Genomic DNA, 19,209 nt, shown 5'->3' with positions numbered 1-19,209 from the left:
TGCGTCAGAACTTGTAGCGCAGGCCGAACAGGTATTCGCGCCCGGTCACGTGGTAGACCACCGAGCTGTTGCGCGCCCGGCTGATGAACTGGTCGTTCGGCCGGTCGGTCAGGTTCACGCCTTCGAGCGTGAATTCCAGCGCGTCGCTGTACTTGTACGAGATCGACGCGTCGATGTTGACGCTGGAGTTCTTGCCTTCGACGTCGTTGTTGTTCTGGCCGGGCACGCGCTGCAGGAAGCCCATGCGGTAAGCGCCCGAGACACGCGCGCTCCACTTGCCGTCGTCGTAGTACAGCGTCGCGTTCCACGACTTCGGCGACAGGTTCAGCAGGTCGTCGGTGATCGTCGCGCCGCCGTTCGGCGAGACCAGGTACTCGATCTTCGACTTCACCTGCGTGTAGTTCAGCAGCGTGCCGAAGTTTTTGGCCGCGCCGGGCAGGAAGGTGAAGGGCTGCTGGATGTTGATCTCGAAGCCGTTCAACTTGCCGCCGCGGGTATTGACCGGCGTCGTCACCTGGAACACCTCGTCGCCGGTGAAGTTCGACGGCAAGAGTGTGAGCGGCAGGCCGGTCTCCTTGTAGGGCACGTTGGTGCGCAGGCTCTGGATGTAGGTGTTGATGTTCTTGTGGAACAGGCCCAGGCCGACGAACGCATTGCGCGAGTGGTACCACTCCAGGCTGGTGTCGAAGGTCTTCGCGCGGAAGGGCTTCAGCAGCGGGTTGCCGCTGGTGATCGACAGCGTGCCGGTGGTGCTGATCGTGCCGCCCGGGTTCAGGAAGCCGAGCTGCGGCCGGGCCATCACCTTGGCCGCCGCGAAACGCACGATGAAGTCCTTGCTCAGCGAGGCCGAGAGGTTCAGCGACGGCAGCAGGTCGTCGTAGGTCTGCGCCACCTGCACCTGCGTGCCGCCGGCGGTGGCCTGGTAGCCGGTGGCCACCTGCTCCGTCTTCACGTAGCGCACGCCGAGGTTGCCGCGCAGGGGCACGCCGCCGAGCGCGGTGGAGAAGTCGGCCATGAAGAAGCCGCCGGAATCCTTCTCGCTCACCGCGCGGTTGTTGCCGCGTGCATTGCCATTGGTGATCGACGACAGCGTGAAGTCGCCGGGGCCGCCGACCGGGCCGCTCTTCAGGCAGTTGCAGTAGATGTCGTAGGCGTTCGCAATGGCGTTGAGGTCCGGGATCGCCCACGAGGTCGGCGTGCCCGCCGGCAGGTTCAGGTTCTTGCCGAAGCCCGAGATCATCGTCACCAGGTTCGACAGCGGCACGCCGTTGGCCGGCGCGAAGATGGTGTCGTTCTGGTTGATGCGGCGGAACTCGTAGGTGTCGAAGTCGTATTTCTTGTAGTCGATGCCGGCCTGCAAGGTCAGCTTGTCGGGCACGATCTCCCAGGCGACGTCGGCGTGCAGGATGTCGTTCCGGTTGTTCGAGCCCTGCGGGCGGATGCGGATCTCGCTGCTGGTGGTATTCGCGATCGTCGTCGGCTGCGTGCCGCTGCTCACCTGCGGCACGCCGACCAGGGTCAGGCTGTTCGGACCCACGGTGTTCGGATCGAACGGGTAGCTGATGACCGGCAGCCGCGTGCTGTTGCGGAAGTCGATCGCATAGCCGTTGACGTTCAGCGCATCCAGCGTGGTCGTCGTCTGCACCGGGTTGCGGAACTTCGAATCGGCGCGGCCGAGCTTGGCGTTGACGGTGACGAAGTCGCCGAAGCGCTGCTGCAACGTCAGGCTGGGCTGCGTGAATTCGGTCGACAGCTCGTCGTAGCGTGACTCGGCGCGGATGTCGACGCCGTTGTAGCGGCCGTAGAGCAGCGAGCCATTGGCGTCGTACTGCGCGTCGAGCACGCTGGTCTGCGGCTTGCCACCTTGGCCGGCGGTGCGGCTGAACGAGATCGCTTCCAGGAAGTCCTCCTGGCGCGTGGCCTTCAGCTTCGCGTAGAGCAGGTCCAAGGTCAGCAGCGTCTCGTCGGAGGGCTTCCACTGCACCGAGCCGGTGACGCCGAGTCGGTCCTGGTCGTGCGTCAGCCGGCCGTAGCGCGGCAGGCGCGGGTGGAAGTTGCCGGCCTTCGACGCCTCGTTGTACTCGGCGATGTTCTCCGGCGTGTTCGGCAGCCGCTGCACGCCCTGCGCCGCCGGGCCGCAGGTGGTGGCGGTGGAGTTCGCCGGGTTCGCCGGCGTCACGCCCTGCGGTGCGCACCAGCCGCCGGACGACGGGCCGTTGTCCCAGCGCACGGTCGAGAAGCCTTCTTCGTTCAGCTGGCGCCTGGAGTACGCGGCCGACAGCAGCACGCCGAAGCTCTTGTTTTCGTTGGTGTTCGACACGAGGAACGCGACGCGTGGGTCGGTCTTGCCCGACAGGTCGTTGTAGCGGCCCTTCAGCGACGCGGTGGCCTTGAAGCCGCGCGGGAAGTCCAGCGGGCGCGAGGTCTGCAGGTCCACCGTCGCGCCGAGCGAGCCTTCGTCGACATCGGCCGACGCGCTCTTGCGCACGGTGATGGAGTTGAAGAGCTCGGCCGCGAAGACGTTGAAGTCGAAGCCGCGCGAGCGGTTCGCACCGCCCGACGAATCGGTGCCGCCGGTGGTGGCCAGTGCCTCGATGCCGTTGATGCGCACGCGGGTGAAGTCCAGGCCCAGGCCGCGCACCGTGATGTTGCGGCCTTCGCCGGCGTCGCGGTCGATCACCACGCCGGGGATGCGCTGCAGCGACTCGGCGAGGTTGGTGTCGGGGAACTTCGCGATGTCCTCGGCCTTGATGACGTCGACGATGCCCTTGTCCTCGCGCTTGGCGTTCAGCGCACTTTCCAACGCGGCGCGCAGGCCCGTGACGACGACGGTGTTGCCGGCTTGCGCAGGCTGCTGCGCGGGTGTCGTCTGTGCCGATGCGCCGCCATTCAGCGCGGTCAGCACCGCCAGCGCGACGGCCGTCGGGAAGGTCTGCGGGAGTCGCGTGATGCGCGTGCTCATGTCTTGTCTCCTGTGGCGTTCAATAGGCGCGGCCATGCGCGCAGGCAGCGGTCGGCCGCCGGCGTCGTGCCGGTAGTTCAGGGCGGGGGCGGCGCGCGCAGGGCGCCTTCGATCAGGAGCGCGTGGGCGGCTGCAGTGCCGCGGGCGCCGGTCGATCAGGGCGGCATCAGAGGTAGTCCTCGCGCCGCGGAGAGAACTGGTCGAGCAGGGTGCTGCCCGCCTCGAGCGCGATCACGCCGTGCTCGGTGCCGTGGGCGGCGATGAAGGCATCGCCGGCTCGAAGCACCCGCTTGATGCCGCCGACGGTGGCCTCGAACGAGCCGCTGACCACATAGGCGATCTGGTCGTGCACCTCGTGCGCGTGCGGCGTGCCGATGGCGCCGCGGTCGAACTGCACCAGCACGCTCATCAGCTGCGGCGTGTGGCCGACGATCTTGCGGCGGATGCCGTCGCCGAGCTCGGTCCACGGGTGCTCGTCATTGACGTAATACAGGCTCATCCTCGGTCCTCTTCCCGTCGTCCGGTTCGCCTCGATCACCGCGCCCTGGGCGCCTGCTCTGCGGGCAATCCCGAGGTGCCGCGAGGCTTGCGAAACATCGATTTGCAGGTACTATAGCGCCACGAATTCTTTTTGAAACGTCGGTTCAATCGAAAAGAATAGCGATTCCGGGAAAGTCCCGAGAGAGTCCCGAGAACGTCCCGAGCAGTCCCGAGGAGCCTCCGAATGCAGATCCGCCAACCCATCCACAGCGAACACGCCCGCACGCTCGACACCACGGGGCTGCGCCGCCAGTTCCTCGTTGAGGACCTGTTCCAGCCCGAGCAGGCCACGCTGACCTACAGCCAGATCGACCGCATCATCGTCGGCGGCATCCACCCGGTGCGCGAGGTGGTGCGCTTCGCGCCCGAGCTGGGCAAGCACACCGGCACCGACTTCTTCCTGCAGCGCCGCGAGATCGGCCTGATCAACATCGGCGGCGCCGCGGTGATCGAGGCCGACGGCAAGCGCTACGAGGTGGGCGCGCGCGAGGCGCTGTACATCGGCCAGGGCGCGAAGGACCTGAGCTTCGCCAGCGTCGACCCCGACAAGCCGGCCAAGCTGTACTTCAACTCGGCCCCGGCGCACTGCCACTACCCGAACAAGAAGATCACCTTGGCCGAAGCCTCGCCCGAGACGCTGGGCGATGCGAAGACCAGCAACCGCCGCACGATCCACAAGTTCATCGTGCCCGACGTGCTGCCCACCTGCCAGCTGCTGATGGGCATGACGCAGCTCGAGCCCGGCAGCCTGTGGAACACGATGCCCTGCCACACGCACGACCGCCGCATGGAGGTCTACTTCTACTTCGACATGCCCGCCGACGGGGTGGTCTTCCACATGCTCGGCGAGCCGCAGGAGACGCGTCATCTGGTCGTCAGGAACGAGCAGGCGGTGATCGCGCCGAGCTGGTCCATCCACTCGGGCGTCGGCACGCAGGCCTATACCTTCATCTGGGGCATGGTCGGCGAGAACCAGGTCTTCAAGGACATGGACCACGTGCCGATGTCGGCGTTGAAGTAATGGCCATGGTCCTCGAGCAATTCAGCCTTGGCGGCAAGGTCGCCATCGTCACCGGCTGCAACACCGGGCTCGGCCAGGGCATGGCGGTGGCGTTGGCCGAGGCGGGCGCGGACGTGGTCGGCGTCAACATCAGCGAGCCGGTCGACACCATAGCGCGCATGAAGGCCACCGGCCGGCGTTTCCTCGACCTGCGCGCGGACCTGGGGGACGTCGGCTGCATCGACGGCGTGCTGCGCGAAGCGGTCGGCTGGGGCGGGCACGTCGACATCCTGGTCAACAACGCCGGCATCATCCGCCGCGAGGATGCGATCAAGTTCAGCGAGAAGGACTGGGACGACGTGCTCAACGTGAATCTCAAGTCGGTGTTCTTCTTCTCGCAGGCGGTGGCGCGGCAATACCTGGCGCAGAAGAGCGGCGGCAAGATCATCAACGTCGCGTCGATGCTGAGCTTCCAGGGCGGCGTGCGCGTGCCCTCGTACACCGCCAGCAAGAGCGGCGTGGTCGGCATCACGCGGCTGATGGCGAACGAATGGGCGGGGCACCGCATCAACGTCAATGCCATCGCGCCCGGCTACATGGCGACGAACAACACCGCGCCGCTGCGCGCCGACGCCGACCGCAGCGCGGCCATCCTCGACCGCATCCCCGCCGGCCGCTGGGGCGTGCCGGAGGACCTGGCCGGGCCGGTGGTATTCCTGTCGTCGCCGGCGTCGGACTACGTCAACGGCTACACGGTGGCGGTCGACGGCGGCTGGCTCGCCCGTTGATTCGCTCCTAACCTGCAACAGACGCGTGGCGCCACGCACGCCACGCGCTGGAGACAACCCCGGTGTACGAGAACCGCCGCATCGGCTTTCTCTTCGTGCTGCCCTTCGTGCTGGGCGTGCTCGGCTTCAAGCTCTTCCCCTTCGTGATGAGCTTCGCGCTGAGCTTCACCCAGTACGACGTGTTCTCGCCGCCGCAGTTCGTCGGCATGCAGAACTACGTCGAGCTGGCGACGCAGGACCGCATGTTCCGGCAGTCGCTGGGCGTCACGCTGCTCTTCGTCGTGCTGGCGGTGCCGCTGCGCGTGGGCTTCGCGCTCTTCATCGCGCACGTGCTGAACTTCAAGCTTCGCGGCATCAACTTCTTCCGCTCGGCCTTCTACCTGCCGTCGATCCTCGGCGGCTCGATCGCGGTGGCGGTGCTGTGGCGCTTCATCTTCTCGCAGCAAGGGCTGGTGAACAGCGTGCTCGCGCGCTTGGGGCTGGAGCCGGTGCTGTGGCTGGCCAACGAGCACTACGCGATCTGGACCGTGGTGACGCTCTTCACCTGGCAGTTCGGCTCGTCGATGGTGATCTTCCTGGCCGCGCTGCAGAACGTGCCGCAGAGCCTCTATGAAGCGGCCGAGATCGATGGCGCGACGAAGTGGCAGCAGTTCACCCGCATCACGGTGCCGCTGATCACGCCGGTGATCTTCTTCAACCTGATCATGCAGCTGGTGCACGGCTTCCAGGAATTCAACGGCCCGTACATGGTGACCGAGGGCGGCCCGCTGCACTCCACCTACGTGCTGAGCCTGTACATCTACGAGGAGTGCTTCAAGTACTTCAACCTCGGCTACGGCGCGGCGCTGTCGTGGGTGATGTTCGCGCTGATCGGGGCCTTGAGCGCATTCAGCTTCTGGAGCTCGAAGTACTGGGTCTTCTATTCCGGCGAAAAGGAAGGCAGGACATGAGCGCCGACGTGATGCGCCCGGTGATCACCGCCGACTCGATCGCGGCGGCGACGAGGCGCCGCGAACGCGCAACCATCGTCTTGCGCTACGTCGCGCTGGGCGCCGTCGGCTTCGTGATGCTGTACCCGATCCTGTGGCTGGTCGGCGCCTCCTTCAAGACCAATGCCGAGATCTTCAGCGAGATCGGTTTCTGGCCCTCGCATCTGGACTTCAGCGCCTACGTGAAGGGCTGGAAGACCAGCAGCGAATACACCTTCGCGACCTACTTCCTCAATTCCTTCCTGATCGTCGTGCCGCGCATCATCGTCACGGTGATCTCCTGCGTGCTGGTGGCCTATGCCTTCGCGCGCTGGGAATTCCCGGGCCGGAAGTTCCTGTTCTCGGTGATGGTCACCACCATCATGCTGCCGCACATCATCCTGCGCATTCCGCAGTACCTGATGTTCAAGGAATTCGGCTGGCTCGACAGCTACCTGCCGCTGATCGTGCCCTCGGCCTTCGCCACCGACACCTTTTTCGTCTTCATGCTGGTCCAATTCCTGCGCGGCATTCCTCGCGACATGGAAGAGGCCGCGATCATCGACGGCTGCAATCCGCTGCAGCTGCTGCTGTACGTGATCGTGCCGCTGCTGAAACCCGCGATCGTCTCGGTGATCGTCTTCCAGTTCATCTGGACGATGAACGACTTCATGGGGCCGCTGATCTACCTGTCGTCGGTGGAAAAGTACCCGGTGTCGCTGGCCTTGAAGATGACGATCGGCGCGACGGAAGAGGTCGAGTGGGCGAGTGCGATTGCGATCTCTGTTGTTGCTCTCTTGCCGTCGGTGCTTGTCTTCTTTGCTGCGCAGAAGCACTTCATCGAGGGGGCCACGTCGAGTGGCATCAAGGGGTGATCTGGGTGAGGTCGTCTTGCATGCCAACACCGAGCGGACGCCAAGGCCACGGGGTGGCCCATTCCGCTCATGTCCCCCGGGCCGTGCCGCGCCGAAACCTCTCGGGCCGCGCCCGGCCGGCCCTCCTCCTTGACTTCGCTCCATGGGCCACCCCGCGCCCTTGGCTCGCGTTGCGCACTGGCAGGCCCCTTGGCACGCCCTCGACGCACGCGGCGCATTGCCAGCGTCGCTTGCCAGGGCGGTGGCGGATCAGGAGGGTGGGGTGCTCTGTGGAGCGAAGTCAAGGAGGAGGGCCGGCCGGGCACAGCGCAAGAGCCATCAGCGGAGCCCGGCCCGGGGGACATGAGCGGAACAGAGCACCCCACCCTCCTGATCGTGCTCCGGACTTGCCCACACAACACCCCACCCTCCTGATCGAGTGCAGGAGTACGCAAGCAGGTTACGACCAACTCACATGGCTCAGCTAAGCCTCACCAAGATCGAGAAGATCTACCCCAATGGCTTCAAGGCCGTGCACGGCGTCGACCTCGAAGTGAAGGACGGCGAGTTCATGGTCTTCGTCGGCCCGTCCGGCTGCGCGAAGAGCACGCTGCTGCGCATGGTCGCCGGCCTGGAAAGCATCTCTGCTGGTGAGCTTCGCATAGGCGGAAACCTCGTGAACCAGCTGCCGGCCAAACAGCGCGGCATCGCGATGGTGTTCCAGAACTATGCGTTGTACCCGCACATGACGGTGTTCGACAACCTCGCGTTCGGGCTGAAGCTGGCCGGCACGCCGAAGGCCGAGATCCAGACCCGCGTGCACGAAGCCGCCAGGCTGTTGGAGATGGAGCACCTGCTCGAACGGTATCCGAAGCAACTCTCCGGTGGCCAGGCGCAGCGCGTGGCCGTCGGCCGTGCGATCGTCAAGCGGCCGGGGGTGTTCCTGTTCGACGAGCCGCTCTCGAACCTCGATGCCAAGCTGCGCGCGTCGATGCGCGTGCGGCTGACCGACCTGCACCGCACGCTGCGCGATTCGGGGCGACCCTCGACCGTGATCTACGTGACGCACGACCAGGTCGAGGCGATGACCATGGGCGAGCGCATCTGCGTGCTGAAGGATGGCACGATCCAGCAGGTCGATACGCCGTCGACGCTTTACGAGCGGCCGGCCAATGCCTTCGTCGCCGGCTTCATCGGCTCGCCCGAGATGAACCTGCATGCGGTGCAGGTGGCCGCCGACGGTGCCGCGCTGCATTGGGGCGGCCTGGTGCTGCCGCTGCCGGCGGACCGGCGCGCGCTGCTCGCCTCACGCAGCGCGCAACGGGTCACGCTGGGCCTGCGTCCCGAGCATCTGCATGCCGTGGCGCCCGCTTCGGGAGATGGTGCCGCGCTGCCCGGCACGCTGCGCTTCATGGAGAACATGGGCAGCGAGGTCTTCGTGCATGCCGACATCGGCGGCCTGCCGTTCACCGCGCGCGTGGCGCCTGAGGCGCTCGGCGACCTGGGTACCAAGTCGCGCGGCGATGGCCACGTCTTTCACCTGCAAGCGAAGGCGCTGCACCTGTTCGATGCGGACAGCGGCGTGAACCTGTGCACGCTGCACTGAACCGTCGCCGCGTCCTGCAGGCCGGGGCGGCGCTTGCGGCGCCGGCGATTGTCGGCGCCGCCGAACCCGTCACGCTGCGCTTCCTCTGGTGGGGCGGCGGCGACCGCCACAAGCGCACGCTGGCCGCCATCGCCGCGTTCGAGGCGCGCCATCCCGGCGTGCGCATCAAGGCCGAGTACATGGGCTCGGTCGGGTATCTGGAGAAGCTGACGATGCAGATGGTCGGCGGCACCGAGCCCGACCTGATGCAGATCAACTGGGCCTGGCTGAACATGTTCAGCCGCACCGGCACCGGCTTCCTTGACCTGAACACGCAATCGACCGAACTGGCGCTGGACCAGTTCGCCGACGAAGACCGGCGCATCTGCACCATCGCCGGCAAGCTCAACGGACTGCCGATGTCGTACACCGCGCGGCTGTTCCTGTGGAACACGGCGAGCTTCGCGCGCGCCGGCATCCCTGTGCCGTCGACCTGGGACGAGCTCTTCGCCGCCGGGGAAGTCTTCCGCCGCACGCTCGGCGAGCGCGCCTACCCGATCGACGGCGAGATCTACGACATGCTGCTGCTGGCGCAGGCCTACGTGTTCCAGCTGCACGGCACGCCCTACGTGCATCCCACCGAGCCCCGCGTGGCGATGAGCCCGGCCGCGGTGCTCGACTGGGTGAAGACCTACAAGCGCCTCTTCGCCAGCCGCGCGGCGACGCCGGTGCCCTACCGCGCCAGCCTGGGCGGCGCCGAGAAGCCGCTGGAGCAGCAGCCGGACTGGGTGGTGGGCCGCTGGGGCGGCACCTACACCTGGGACACGGTCGTTCGTTCGCGCCTGTCGACGCTGGATGCGCAGCAGACGCTCGATGTCGGCCCGTTCCTCACGCTGCCAGGCGCGAAGAACTCCGGCATGTTCGGCCGGCCGACCGCGCTGTTCGCGATCAGCAAGCGCACGAAGCATCCGGCGCTCGCCGCGAAGTTCCTCAACTTCCTGCTCACCGACGCCGAGGCTGCGCGCATCCTGGGGCTGACGCGCGGCGTGCCGTCGTCGCGCATCGCCTATCGCGCGCTCGAAGAAGCCAAGCTGCTGCCGGCGCTGGAGTTGAAGGCCTACCGCCAGATCGCCGAGCAGCGGGCCGCGGGCCGCATCGACCTGCCGGCCATGCGCTTCGAGGATGCGCGCTTCCGCCGCTTCCTGCTCGAGATCTTCGAGCTGCTGGGCTATGACCGCATCGGCGAGGCCGATGCCGCACGGCGCCTGGTGGACGACGGCAACGCGCTCCTGGCCCGCATCAAATGACGAGACCTCCGATGACCACCGGCAAGCACACCCTGGCACGCCCGCAGGGCGGGCGCGGCACCCCACAGCGACCGCTTGCGGGCGCGCGCGGAACAGTACGCACGCTCACCTTCGACGTCAGCACCGATCCCGACACCGGCGCGCGTTTGACGCGCCTGACGCCGATCGACGTCACCTGCCATCGCAATTACTTCTACCAGAAGTGCTTCACCAACGACGGCTCGAAGCTGCTGTTCGGCGGCGAGTTCGGCCCGAGCGATCACTGGCACTACCACCTGCTGGACCTGCGCACCGGCGAGGCGCTTCAGCTCACCGACCAGCCCGAGGAGAACACCTTCGGCGGCTTCCTGAGCCCCGACGACCGGCACCTGTACTTCGTGCGCGCCAAACGGCAGTTGGTCCGCCTGGCGCTGGATACGCTGCAGGAGGAGGTGGCCTACGTCGTGCCTGAGGGCTGGGTCGGCTACGGCACCTGGGTGGCCAACAGCGCCTGCACAAAGATGGTCGGCATCGAGATCCGCGCCAGCGACTGGATGCCGCTGACCGACTGGCAGAAGTTCCGCGAGATGTTCTTCCGCAAGCCGCGCTGCCGCCTGATCCGCATCGATCTCGCGAGCGGCGCGCGCGAGACCATCCACGAGGTCGACTGCTGGCTCGGCCATCCGCAGTACCGGCCTTTCGACGACCGCACGGTCGCCTTCTGCCACGAGGGCAACCACGACCTCGTCGACGCGCGCATGTGGTTCATCGACGAGGACGGCAGCAACCTGCGCTGCGGCAAGCGCCACGCCGAGGGCGAGAGCTGCACGCACGAGGTCTGGGTGCCGGACGGTAGGGCGATGGTCTACGTCTCGTACTTCAAGGGCCGGCCCGAGCGCGAGATCCGCTCGCTGGACCCGGTCACGCTGCAGGACCGCGTGCTGACCACGATGCCGCCGTGCTCGCACCTGATGAGCAACCACGACGGCACGCTGATCGTCGGCGACGGCTGCGCGAGCCCGGCCGACGTCGACGACAAGGCCGGCTACACGATCGCCGAGGACCCATACCTGCACCTGTTCGACCTGCGCGGTGCGGCACCGACCACCCGCCGCATCGCGCGCCATGACAGCTCGTGGCAGGTCTACAAGGGCGACCGCCAGGTGACCCATCCGCATCCGTCGTTCACGCCGGACGAACGCCAGGTGCTCTTCAGCTGCGACAAGGCCGGCGAACCCGGACTGTTCCTCGCCGACCTGTGAGTGCAGGCACCGGTTTGGAGCGAGAATCCCATCCTTGAAACGCCATACCGAAACAGTCGAAACGATGGACGACGATAGCTACGACCCGAAGCAGCCGGAGTCGGTCGCGGCGGTGCTGAAGGTGTTCGCGATCCTGCAGGCGCTGGCCGAGCGGGACGAGACCGGCGTGTCGGAGCTGTCGATGCGCCTGGCGATGCCGAAGGCCACCATCTACCGCTTCCTGCAGACGATGAAGAGCCTGGGCTACATCCGCCAGGAGGCCGACAGCGAGCGCTACGGCCTGACGATGAAGATGTTCGAGCTCGGCACCAAGGCGCTGCAGTACCACGACCTCGTCGAGCTGGCGAAGCTGCGCATGCAGCTGCTGGCCGACGAGACCGGCGAGACCGTGCACCTGGGCATGCTGATCGACAGCGAGATCATCTACGTGCACAAGGTCGACTCGCGCCACATGCTGGGCATGTACTCGCGCGTCGGCCGCCGCGCGCCGCTGCACTGCACGGCCATCGGCAAGGTGCTGCTGGCCTGGGAACACCCCGAGCGGCGCGAGCGCATCCTGGCGGGCTGCGACTTCAAGCGCTACCGCGACAAGACCATCACCGAGCCGACCGCCTTCGCCGCCGAGCTCGAGCGTGTGCGCGCCCAGGGCTTCGGCGAGGACCGCGAGGAGTTCGACGACCACATCCGCTGCCTCGGCGTGCCGATCTTCGACCGCCTGAACCAGCCGGTGGCCGGCCTGAGCGTCAGCTTCCCGACCTTCCGCTTCGACGAGGCCAACGCGCCGAAGGTGGTGCAGCTGCTGCAGGACGCGAGCCGGCAGATCTCGGCCGAGCTCGGCTGCACGCAGTTCCCGCTCGACCCGCCGGCGGCAGCCAAGGCGGGCAGGGCCGCGGCGCGGCGTCCCTGATCCGGCCGGGCGCCCTGGCGCAGGCGCCCGCAACGGCGGCGCTGCTGCTGACGTTCGCGGCGGGGTCGATGCCGCTGCGGCGGCCTGGACGGCGGCGGGAATGCGATCATTGCGTTTCGGCCGAAGATCCGTTGTCATACAACAATGAGCGACAGTGCGCTTCATCCTCCCCTGGCTGCCGGCCGGGCGTCCGATGCCGACGCCGGCCGGCGGCGCCGGCCGCGCACGCTGGCGCTGGAACTGGTCGACGCCATCGGCGAGCGCATCCGCGACGGGCGGCTGGCCACCGGCGACAAGCTGCCGACGGAGGCCGCGATCATGGCCGAGTTCGGCGTCAGCCGGACGGTGGTGCGCGAGGCGATCTCCAAGCTGCAGGCCTCGGGTCTGGTCGAGACCCGGCATGGCATCGGCACCTTCGTCACCGGCCTGGGCGATGCGGGCTTCCGCATCGGCGCCGACCAGCTGGCGACCCTGCGCGACGTGATCGCCGTGCTGGAGCTGCGCATCGGCATCGAGACCGAAGCCGCGGCGCTGGCCGCCGCGCGCCGCAGCGACGAGGACCTGCGGCGCATGCGCGGCGCGCTGGCCGCGGTGTCGGCGGCGATCGACGCCGGCCGCGATGCCGTCGAACCCGACTTCCAGTTCCACCTCGAGATCGCCCGCGCGACGCAGAACCCGCACTTCATCGAGCTGATGAACACGCTGGGCGCGCGCATCATCCCGCGCGCGCGGCTGGCCGGCGCGAGCGTGCTCAGCGACGAGCAGCGCCACTACCTGAAGCGCGTCAACGGCGAGCACGAGAGCATCTTCGACGCCATCGCCGCGCGCGATGCCGATGCCGCACGGGCGGCGATGCGCACGCACCTCGCGAACAGCCGCGAGCGCCGCCGCCGGGCGAGCGGCGAGGGCGCGCCCGGCGCCTGAGCGCCGCGAAGCCGGCCGCGAAGGGTGCGCCGCAGAACCGTAGTTCCACGTAAGCCCAATGCCTTGATTTCCTCGAGCCATGTTGTACGATGACTGACAACTGACTTTAATCACCCCGACCCCTTGGAGCCCGCCCCGATGAGCCCGCAAGAGTTGAAGCACGCCATGTCCTCCGGTCTGCTGTCGTTCCCGCTGACCGACTTCGATGCGCAGCTGCGCTTCGAGCCCCGGGGCTACGCGGCGCGGCTGGAATGGCTGAAGCCCTACGGCGCCACCGTGCTGTTCGCCGCCGGCGGCACGGGCGAGTTCTTCTCGCTGGAGCCGGGCGAGTTCTCGCAGGTGATCCAGGTGGCCACCGAAACCTGCCGCAACGAGGTGCCCATCGTCGCCGGCGCCGGCGGCGGCACGACACTCGCGATCCAGTACGCGCAGGAAGCCGAACGCCAGGGCGCGCAGGGCATCCTGCTGCTGCCGCACTACCTGACCGAAGCCTCGCAGGACGGCCTGGCCGCGCATGCCGAAGCGATCTGCAGGAGCGTGAAGATCGGCGTGATCATCTACAACCGCGGCGCCGCGCGCTACGCGCCCGAGACGCTGCAACGCCTGGCCGAACGCTGCCCGAACCTCATCGGCTACAAGGACGGCGTCGGCGACATCGAGCACTTCGTCTCGGTGCGCCGCAAGCTGGGCGACCGCTTCGCCTACCTCGGCGGCCTGCCGACGGCGGAGATATTCGCCGGCGCCTACCAAGCGATGGGCTGCCCGGTGTATTCGTCGGCGGTCTTCAACTTCGTCCCGAAGACGGCGATGCAGTTCTACACAGCGCTGGCCGCCGGCGACACCGCGACCACGAACCGCCTGCTCGACGACTTCTTCCTGCCGTACATCGAGCTGCGCAACAAGGGCCAGGGCTATGCGGTGAGCATCGTGAAGGCCGGCGCGACGATCGTCGGCCATGGCGCCGGCCCGGTGCGTCCGCCGTTGTCGGACCTGAAGCCGGCCGAGGTGGAGACGCTGCGCACATTGATCGCCAAGCTCGGCCCGCAATAACGTCCGAAAAACGCGCGTCCAGCGCACGCTTTCCCGTCTGTGGTGCCGGACGGCCGACGCCCGCCCGGACCTTGCTCCAGGAGACATGACCATGACGTCCATCCTCCGCCGCGCGACCGTTGTCGCGCTCGCCACCGCCGGCCTGGCCGGCGCCTTCCCGGCGCTCGCGGCCTGGCCCGACAAACCCGTGACCCTGCTCGTGCCGTTCCCGCCGGGCGGCTCGACCGACACCATCGCCCGCGCATTGGCGCCCAAGCTGCAGGAAAAGCTCGGCGGCAACTTCATCGTCGACAACAAGCCGGGCGCCACCGGCACCATCGGCGCGGGCATCGTCAAACGCGCGCCGGCCGACGGCTACACGCTGTTCGTCTCGTCGCTCGGTCCCTTCGTGATCGCGCCGCACCTGATCAAGAACGTTCCGTACGACGCGGCCAAGGACTTCGACCTGCTGACCGTCGCGGTGCAGGCGCCCAACGTGCTGGTGGTGCCCGCCGCGTCGCCGCACAAGAGCGTGGCCGACGTGCTGGCGCAGCTGAAGAAGACGCCGGGCGCGATGAGCTTCGCGTCGTCGGGCAACGGATCGTCGGACCACCTGACGGTCGAGCTCTTCTGGCAGCAGACCGGCACGTCCGGCGTGCACGTGCCCTACAAGGGCGGCGCGCCGGCGATCAGCGACCTGCTGGGCGGCCAGGTCGACGGCTCGTTCCAGAACATCAACGCGGTGATCTCGCACATCAACGCCGGCAAGCTGCGCGCACTGGCGGTCACCGGCGACAAGCGCTCGACCCTGCTGCCGCAGGTGCCCACGCTGAGCGAAGCCGGCGTCAAGGGCGCCGACGTCTACTCGTGGCAGGCCGTCGCGGCGCCGAAGGGCCTGCCGGCGGACATCAAGGCGAAGCTGCATGCGGCACTCGTCACTGCGCTGAACGACCCGTCGGTCAAGCCGAAGCTGGTCGAGCAGGGTTTCGAGATCGTCGCCAACACGCCGGAGCAGTTCGCCGCTTTCCAGGCCGCTGAATTTGCGCGTTGGAAGAAGGTCATCGAAGCGGGAAAGATCACGGCAGACTAGATGACCCTCCCCCGGAGCGGCTGCGCCGGGGCCCCCTCGGGCTCCGCCCTCTCCCCCTCAAGGGGGCGGCCCAAGGGGCCCGGCAGAGCCGGTTCCCCGGCGCCCGCTTGAATGCACGTCGATCGAGGCACTGATGACTACGCTTTCGGACACCCCCCGCGTCACCGCGCTGCGTGTGATCCCCGTCGCCGGGCGCGACAGCATGCTGATGAACCTGAGCGGCGCGCACGGCCCGTTCTTCACCCGCAACCTGCTGATCCTGACCGACAGCGCCGGTCGCACCGGCGTCGGCGAGGTGCCCGGCGGCGAGAAGATCCGCGCGACGCTGGAAGACGCGACGTCGCTCGTGATCGGCCAGCCCATCGGCGCACACCTGCAGATCCTGCAGCGCGTGCAGCAGACCTTTGCCGACCGCGATGCCGGCGGCCGCGGCCTGCAGACCTTCGATCTGCGCACCACGATCCATGCGGTCGCGGCGATCGAGTGCGCGCTGCTCGACCTGCTGGGCCAGCACCTGGGCGTGCCGGTCGCGGCGCTGCTCGGCGAAGGCCAGCAGCGCGAGTCGGTCGAGATGCTGGGCTACCTGTTCTTCGTCGGCGACAAGCGCAGCACGAACCTGCCGTATGCCAGCGAGCCCGAGGCCGACAACGCCTGGTTCCGCGTGCGCCACGAAGAGGCCATGACGCCCGCGGCCGTCGTGCGCCTGGCCGAAGCGGCGCAGCAACGCTACGGCTTCAACGACTTCAAGTTGAAGGGCGGCGTGCTGTCCGGGGATGCCGAACGCGAAGCGGTGATCGCGCTGCACGAACGTTTCCCCGACGCCCGCGTCACGCTGGACCCCAACGGCGGCTGGCGGCTGTTGGACGCGATCCGGCTGATGCGCGACATGCGCGGCGTCGTCGCCTATGCCGAGGACCCCTGCGGCGCCGAGGGCGGTTTCTCCGGCCGCGAGGTGATGGCCGAGTTCCGCCGCGCCACCGGGCTGCCGACGGCGACCAACATGGTGGCCACCGACTGGCGCCAGCTGGTGCATGCGCTGTCGCTGCAATCGGTCGACATCCCGCTGGCCGATCCGCATTTCTGGACCATGGCCGGCAGCGTGCGCGTCGCGCAGACCTGCCGCGACTGGGGCCTGACCTGGGGCTCGCATTCGAACAACCACTTCGACGTCTCGCTGGCGATGTTCACCCACGTCGGCGCCGCGGCGCCGGGCAAGGTGACGGCGATCGACACGCACTGGATCTGGCAGGACGGCCAGCGCCTGACCAAGGAGCCGCTGCAGATCGTCGGCGGCCATGTGCAGGTGCCGAAGACGCCCGGCCTCGGCGTCGAGCTCGACATGGCCGAGGTCGAGAAAGCGCACCAGCTCTACCAGCAGCACGGCCTGGGCGCGCGCGACGACGCGGTCGCGATGCAGTGCCTGATCCCCGGCTGGACCTTCGACCCCAAGCGGCCCTGCATGGTGCGCTGAGCAACACCTTCCAAAGCGACGATGAAGACCCATCACCGCCGACTGAACACGTGAGCCGGTCCATGAACGAATGCATCCTCAATGCCGGCAGGCTGCCGCCGTCGCTGCTCGCGCGCCTCGGCGAACGCTTCGAGCTGCTGATGCTGCCCGACGCCGCCGAGCGCGAAGGGTTCCTGGCGATGCACGGTGCGCGCGTGCGCGGCATCGTGACCTCGGCCGCGGTCGGTGTCGAGGCCGCGCTGATCGACCAGCTGTCCGAATTGCAGGTGATCTCCAGCTTCGGCGTCGGTCTCGACAAGCTGCCGCTGCAGCGCGCGCACCAACGCGGCATCGCCGTCGGCTACACGCCCGACGTGCTGAACGACTGCGTCGCCGACCTGGGCTTCGCGCTGCTGCTGGACGTGGCGCGACGCATTGCCGAGGCCGACCGCTTCGTGCGCGCCGGTGCCTGGCCGCGGGCCGCGTTCCCGCTGGCGCGCAAGGTGAGCGGCGCCCGCCTGGGCCTGGTCGGCCTGGGGCGCATCGGCCGCACCATCGCGCAGCGTTCCAGCGGCTTCGAGATGGCGGTGCGCTACCACAGCCGCCGGCCGGTGGCCGACGTCGCCTGGACGCACGAGCCCGACCTGCGCGCGCTGGCCGAATGGGCCGACTACCTCGTGGTCATCACCTCCGGCGGCCCGGAGACCAGGCACCTGATCGACGCCGGCGTGATCGACGCGCTGGGCCCCGACGGTGTGCTGATCAACGTCGCGCGTGGCTCGGTGGTCGACGAGCACGCGCTGGTGCAGGCGCTGCTCGACGGCCGCCTCGGCGGCGCGGGGCTGGATGTCTTCGCCGACGAGCCCAACGTGCCGGAAGCGCTCTTCACCTGCGACCGCGTCGTGCTGACGCCGCACATCGCCAGCGCGACGCGCGAAACTCGCCAGGCGATGGCCGACCGCGTCTTCGACAACCTCGACGCGTGGTTCAGCAGCGGCCGTCTGATCAGCGCCGCGGCGCCTGCGTGAGCATCCGCGTGCCCACCCTCATCCCCTGACTTCGAAAGGACGCGTCATGCACAAGAACCTCATCAACGGCGAGTGGGTCGACGGCGCGCGCACCAGCCGCAACATCAACCCGTCGGACACCACCGACGTGGTCGGCGAATACGCGCAGGCCGATGCCGCCCAGGCCAGGGAAGCGGTCGCCGCCGCGCGCGCGGCATTCGGCGCCTGGTCGCTGTCGACGCCGCAGCAGCGCTTCGACATCCTCGACGCCGCCGGCAGCGAGATCCTGGCCCGCAAGGCCGAGCTCGGCGACCTGCTGGCGCGCGAGGAGGGCAAGACGCTGCCCGAGGCGATCGGCGAGGTCGCGCGCGCCGGCAACATCTTCAAGTTCTTCGCCGGCGAGGCGCTGCGCGTCGGCGGCGAGGTGATCGCCTCGGTGCGGCCGGGCGTCGGCTGCGAAGTGGTGCGCGAGCCGCTGGGCGTGATCGGCCTGATCACGCCGTGGAATTTCCCGATCGCGATCCCGGCGTGGAAGCTGGCGCCGGCGCTGGCCTTCGGCAACACCGTGGTGATGAAGCCCGCGGACCTGGTGCCGGGCTCGGCCTGGGCGCTGGCCGACATCCTGCAGCGCGCCGGGCTGCCGAAAGGTGTGTTCAACCTGGTGATGGGCCGCGGCTCCGAAGTGGGCGCGGTGCTGCTCGACGATGCGCGTGTCGACGGCATCAGCTTCACCGGCAGCGTGGCCACCGGCAAGAAGGTCGCCGCGGCCTGTGTCGCGCGCATGGCGAAGTTCCAGCTCGAGATGGGCGGCAAGAACCCGTTCGTCGTGCTCGACGATGCGGACCTCGAGGTGGCCGTCAACTGCGCGGTGAACTCGGGCTTCTTCTCGACCGGCCAGCGCTGCACCGCGTCGAGCCGCGTGATCGTCACCGAAGGCATCCACGACCGCTTCGTCGCCGCGGTGATCGAACGCATGAAGGTGCTGAAGGTCGACGACGCGCGCAAGGCGGGCACCGACATCGGCCCGGTGGTCGACCAGAGCCAGCTCGCGCAGGACCTGGAGTACATCGCGATCGGCCAGGCCGAAGGTGCGAAGCTCGCCGCCGGCGGACAGGCGATCGAGCGAAACACCGCCGGCGCGCCCGGCTTCTACCTGCAGCCGGCGCTGTTCACCGAGACGACGCCTTCGATGCGCATCAACCGCGAGGAGATCTTCGGCCCGGTGGTCAGCGTGATCCGCGCGAAGGGCTACGACGAGGCGCTGGCGCTGGCCAACGACACGCCGTTCGGGCTGTCCTCGGGCATCGCGACGACGAGCCTGAAGCACGCCACGCACTTCAAGCGCCATGCCCAGGCCGGCATGGTGATGGTCAACCTGCCGACCGCGGGCGTGGACTACCACGTGCCCTTCGGCGGCCGCAAGGGCTCGAGCTACGGCCCACGCGAGCAGGGCCGTTATGCGGCCGAGTTCTACACCACGGTGAAGACGGCCTACTCCCAGGCGTGAGGGCCACCGTGATCCATGCGGCGCGGGCGAACACCTCGCCCGGGCCGCTC

The 19,209-nt window shown here is 68.2% G+C and carries 16 protein-coding genes; 14 read left to right on the top strand and 2 right to left on the bottom strand.

Annotation, left to right across the window (positions count from 1 at the left end; all coding sequences use genetic code 11):
• Positions 1 to 4 precede the first annotated feature (4 nt).
• Positions 5 to 2,962: a TonB-dependent receptor gene (locus tag P1K89_RS05775; protein WP_284615426.1), complete on the bottom strand. Its 2,958-nt coding sequence runs from the start codon at positions 2,960 to 2,962 to the stop codon at positions 5 to 7.
• 166 nt (positions 2,963 to 3,128) lie between these two features.
• Positions 3,129 to 3,461, bottom strand: coding sequence for a cupin domain-containing protein (locus P1K89_RS05770; protein ID WP_284615425.1), 333 nt, complete (start codon positions 3,459 to 3,461; stop codon positions 3,129 to 3,131).
• Positions 3,462 to 3,686: 225 nt separating this feature from the next.
• Here P1K89_RS05770 and kduI point away from each other — a divergent pair, with 225 nt between their 5' ends.
• The 14 genes from kduI (at position 3,687) to P1K89_RS05700 (ending at position 19,159) form a co-directional block, all read left to right on the top strand.
• Positions 3,687 to 4,523 carry a 5-dehydro-4-deoxy-D-glucuronate isomerase gene (kduI, locus tag P1K89_RS05765; RefSeq protein WP_284615424.1) on the top strand — a complete coding sequence of 279 codons (837 nt, stop codon included), beginning with the start codon at positions 3,687 to 3,689 and terminating at the stop codon, positions 4,521 to 4,523.
• Positions 4,523 to 5,290 (top strand): 2-dehydro-3-deoxy-D-gluconate 5-dehydrogenase KduD, encoded by a 768-nt coding sequence (gene kduD / locus P1K89_RS05760; RefSeq protein WP_284615423.1) that lies wholly within the window; start codon positions 4,523 to 4,525, stop codon positions 5,288 to 5,290. Before kduI ends, kduD begins: the two co-directional genes overlap by 1 nt.
• 62 nt (positions 5,291 to 5,352) lie before the next feature.
• Positions 5,353 to 6,240, top strand: coding sequence for a carbohydrate ABC transporter permease (locus tag P1K89_RS05755; RefSeq protein WP_284615422.1), 888 nt, complete (start codon positions 5,353 to 5,355; stop codon positions 6,238 to 6,240).
• A complete protein-coding gene (locus tag P1K89_RS05750; protein WP_284615421.1) occupies positions 6,237 to 7,133 on the top strand; it encodes a carbohydrate ABC transporter permease in 897 nt (298 codons plus the stop codon). Before P1K89_RS05755 ends, P1K89_RS05750 begins: the two co-directional genes overlap by 4 nt.
• 454 nt (positions 7,134 to 7,587) lie before the next feature.
• A complete protein-coding gene (locus P1K89_RS05745) occupies positions 7,588 to 8,718 on the top strand; it encodes an ABC transporter ATP-binding protein (protein ID WP_284615420.1) in 1,131 nt (376 codons plus the stop codon).
• Positions 8,703 to 10,004, top strand: coding sequence for an ABC transporter substrate-binding protein (locus P1K89_RS05740; protein ID WP_284615418.1), 1,302 nt, complete (start codon positions 8,703 to 8,705; stop codon positions 10,002 to 10,004). The genes P1K89_RS05745 and P1K89_RS05740 overlap by 16 nt, the downstream gene beginning before the upstream one ends.
• A gap of 11 nt (positions 10,005 to 10,015) precedes the next feature.
• Positions 10,016 to 11,245 carry an oligogalacturonate lyase family protein gene (locus tag P1K89_RS05735; protein WP_284615417.1) on the top strand — a complete coding sequence of 410 codons (1,230 nt, stop codon included), beginning with the start codon at positions 10,016 to 10,018 and terminating at the stop codon, positions 11,243 to 11,245.
• A gap of 64 nt (positions 11,246 to 11,309) precedes the next feature.
• Positions 11,310 to 12,152, top strand: a complete 843-nt coding sequence (gene kdgR / locus P1K89_RS05730) for a DNA-binding transcriptional regulator KdgR (RefSeq protein WP_284615416.1) — start codon at positions 11,310 to 11,312, stop codon at positions 12,150 to 12,152.
• Positions 12,153 to 12,296: 144 nt separating this feature from the next.
• Positions 12,297 to 13,076 carry a FadR/GntR family transcriptional regulator gene (locus P1K89_RS05725; RefSeq protein WP_284615414.1) on the top strand — a complete coding sequence of 260 codons (780 nt, stop codon included), beginning with the start codon at positions 12,297 to 12,299 and terminating at the stop codon, positions 13,074 to 13,076.
• A 138-nt stretch (positions 13,077 to 13,214) separates the two neighbouring features.
• Positions 13,215 to 14,126: a 5-dehydro-4-deoxyglucarate dehydratase gene (kdgD, locus tag P1K89_RS05720; RefSeq protein ID WP_284615412.1), complete on the top strand. Its 912-nt coding sequence runs from the start codon at positions 13,215 to 13,217 to the stop codon at positions 14,124 to 14,126.
• Between the two features lie 91 nt (positions 14,127 to 14,217).
• Positions 14,218 to 15,195, top strand: coding sequence for a Bug family tripartite tricarboxylate transporter substrate binding protein (locus tag P1K89_RS05715; RefSeq protein WP_284615410.1), 978 nt, complete (start codon positions 14,218 to 14,220; stop codon positions 15,193 to 15,195).
• A 133-nt stretch (positions 15,196 to 15,328) separates the two neighbouring features.
• Positions 15,329 to 16,666 carry a glucarate dehydratase gene (gudD, locus tag P1K89_RS05710; protein WP_284615409.1) on the top strand — a complete coding sequence of 446 codons (1,338 nt, stop codon included), beginning with the start codon at positions 15,329 to 15,331 and terminating at the stop codon, positions 16,664 to 16,666.
• A gap of 62 nt (positions 16,667 to 16,728) precedes the next feature.
• Positions 16,729 to 17,673 (top strand): 2-hydroxyacid dehydrogenase, encoded by a 945-nt coding sequence (locus P1K89_RS05705; RefSeq protein WP_284615408.1) that lies wholly within the window; start codon positions 16,729 to 16,731, stop codon positions 17,671 to 17,673.
• Between the two features lie 46 nt (positions 17,674 to 17,719).
• Positions 17,720 to 19,159: an aldehyde dehydrogenase family protein gene (locus P1K89_RS05700; protein ID WP_284615407.1), complete on the top strand. Its 1,440-nt coding sequence runs from the start codon at positions 17,720 to 17,722 to the stop codon at positions 19,157 to 19,159.
• The last annotated feature ends 50 nt before the right edge of the window (positions 19,160 to 19,209 follow it).

The sequence above is a fragment of the Aquabacterium humicola genome (assembly GCF_030167915.1).
Lineage (GTDB): Bacteria > Pseudomonadota > Gammaproteobacteria > Burkholderiales > Burkholderiaceae_C > Pseudaquabacterium > Pseudaquabacterium humicola.
Note: the sequence above shows the minus strand (reverse complement) of the source record. Positions and strands in the feature narration are given on the sequence as shown.

Excerpts from the sequence above, each read along its gene's own strand:
- gudD (WP_284615409.1), top strand. The coding sequence starts at position 15,329 with ATGACTACGCTTTCGGACACCCCCCGCGTCACCGCGCTGCGTGTGATC.
- kdgD (WP_284615412.1), top strand. The coding sequence starts at position 13,215 with ATGAGCCCGCAAGAGTTGAAGCACGCCATGTCCTCCGGTCTGCTGTCG.
- kduI (WP_284615424.1), top strand. The coding sequence starts at position 3,687 with ATGCAGATCCGCCAACCCATCCACAGCGAACACGCCCGCACGCTCGAC.
- P1K89_RS05770 (WP_284615425.1), bottom strand. The coding sequence starts at position 3,461 with ATGAGCCTGTATTACGTCAATGACGAGCACCCGTGGACCGAGCTCGGC.
- P1K89_RS05735 (WP_284615417.1), top strand. The coding sequence starts at position 10,016 with ATGACCACCGGCAAGCACACCCTGGCACGCCCGCAGGGCGGGCGCGGC.
- P1K89_RS05700 (WP_284615407.1), top strand. The coding sequence starts at position 17,720 with ATGCACAAGAACCTCATCAACGGCGAGTGGGTCGACGGCGCGCGCACC.
- kdgR (WP_284615416.1), top strand. The coding sequence starts at position 11,310 with ATGGACGACGATAGCTACGACCCGAAGCAGCCGGAGTCGGTCGCGGCG.
- P1K89_RS05745 (WP_284615420.1), top strand. The coding sequence starts at position 7,588 with ATGGCTCAGCTAAGCCTCACCAAGATCGAGAAGATCTACCCCAATGGC.
- P1K89_RS05705 (WP_284615408.1), top strand. The coding sequence starts at position 16,729 with ATGAACGAATGCATCCTCAATGCCGGCAGGCTGCCGCCGTCGCTGCTC.
- kduD (WP_284615423.1), top strand. The coding sequence starts at position 4,523 with ATGGCCATGGTCCTCGAGCAATTCAGCCTTGGCGGCAAGGTCGCCATC.
- P1K89_RS05725 (WP_284615414.1), top strand. The coding sequence starts at position 12,297 with ATGAGCGACAGTGCGCTTCATCCTCCCCTGGCTGCCGGCCGGGCGTCC.
- P1K89_RS05715 (WP_284615410.1), top strand. The coding sequence starts at position 14,218 with ATGACGTCCATCCTCCGCCGCGCGACCGTTGTCGCGCTCGCCACCGCC.
- P1K89_RS05775 (WP_284615426.1), bottom strand. The coding sequence starts at position 2,962 with ATGAGCACGCGCATCACGCGACTCCCGCAGACCTTCCCGACGGCCGTC.
- P1K89_RS05750 (WP_284615421.1), top strand. The coding sequence starts at position 6,237 with ATGAGCGCCGACGTGATGCGCCCGGTGATCACCGCCGACTCGATCGCG.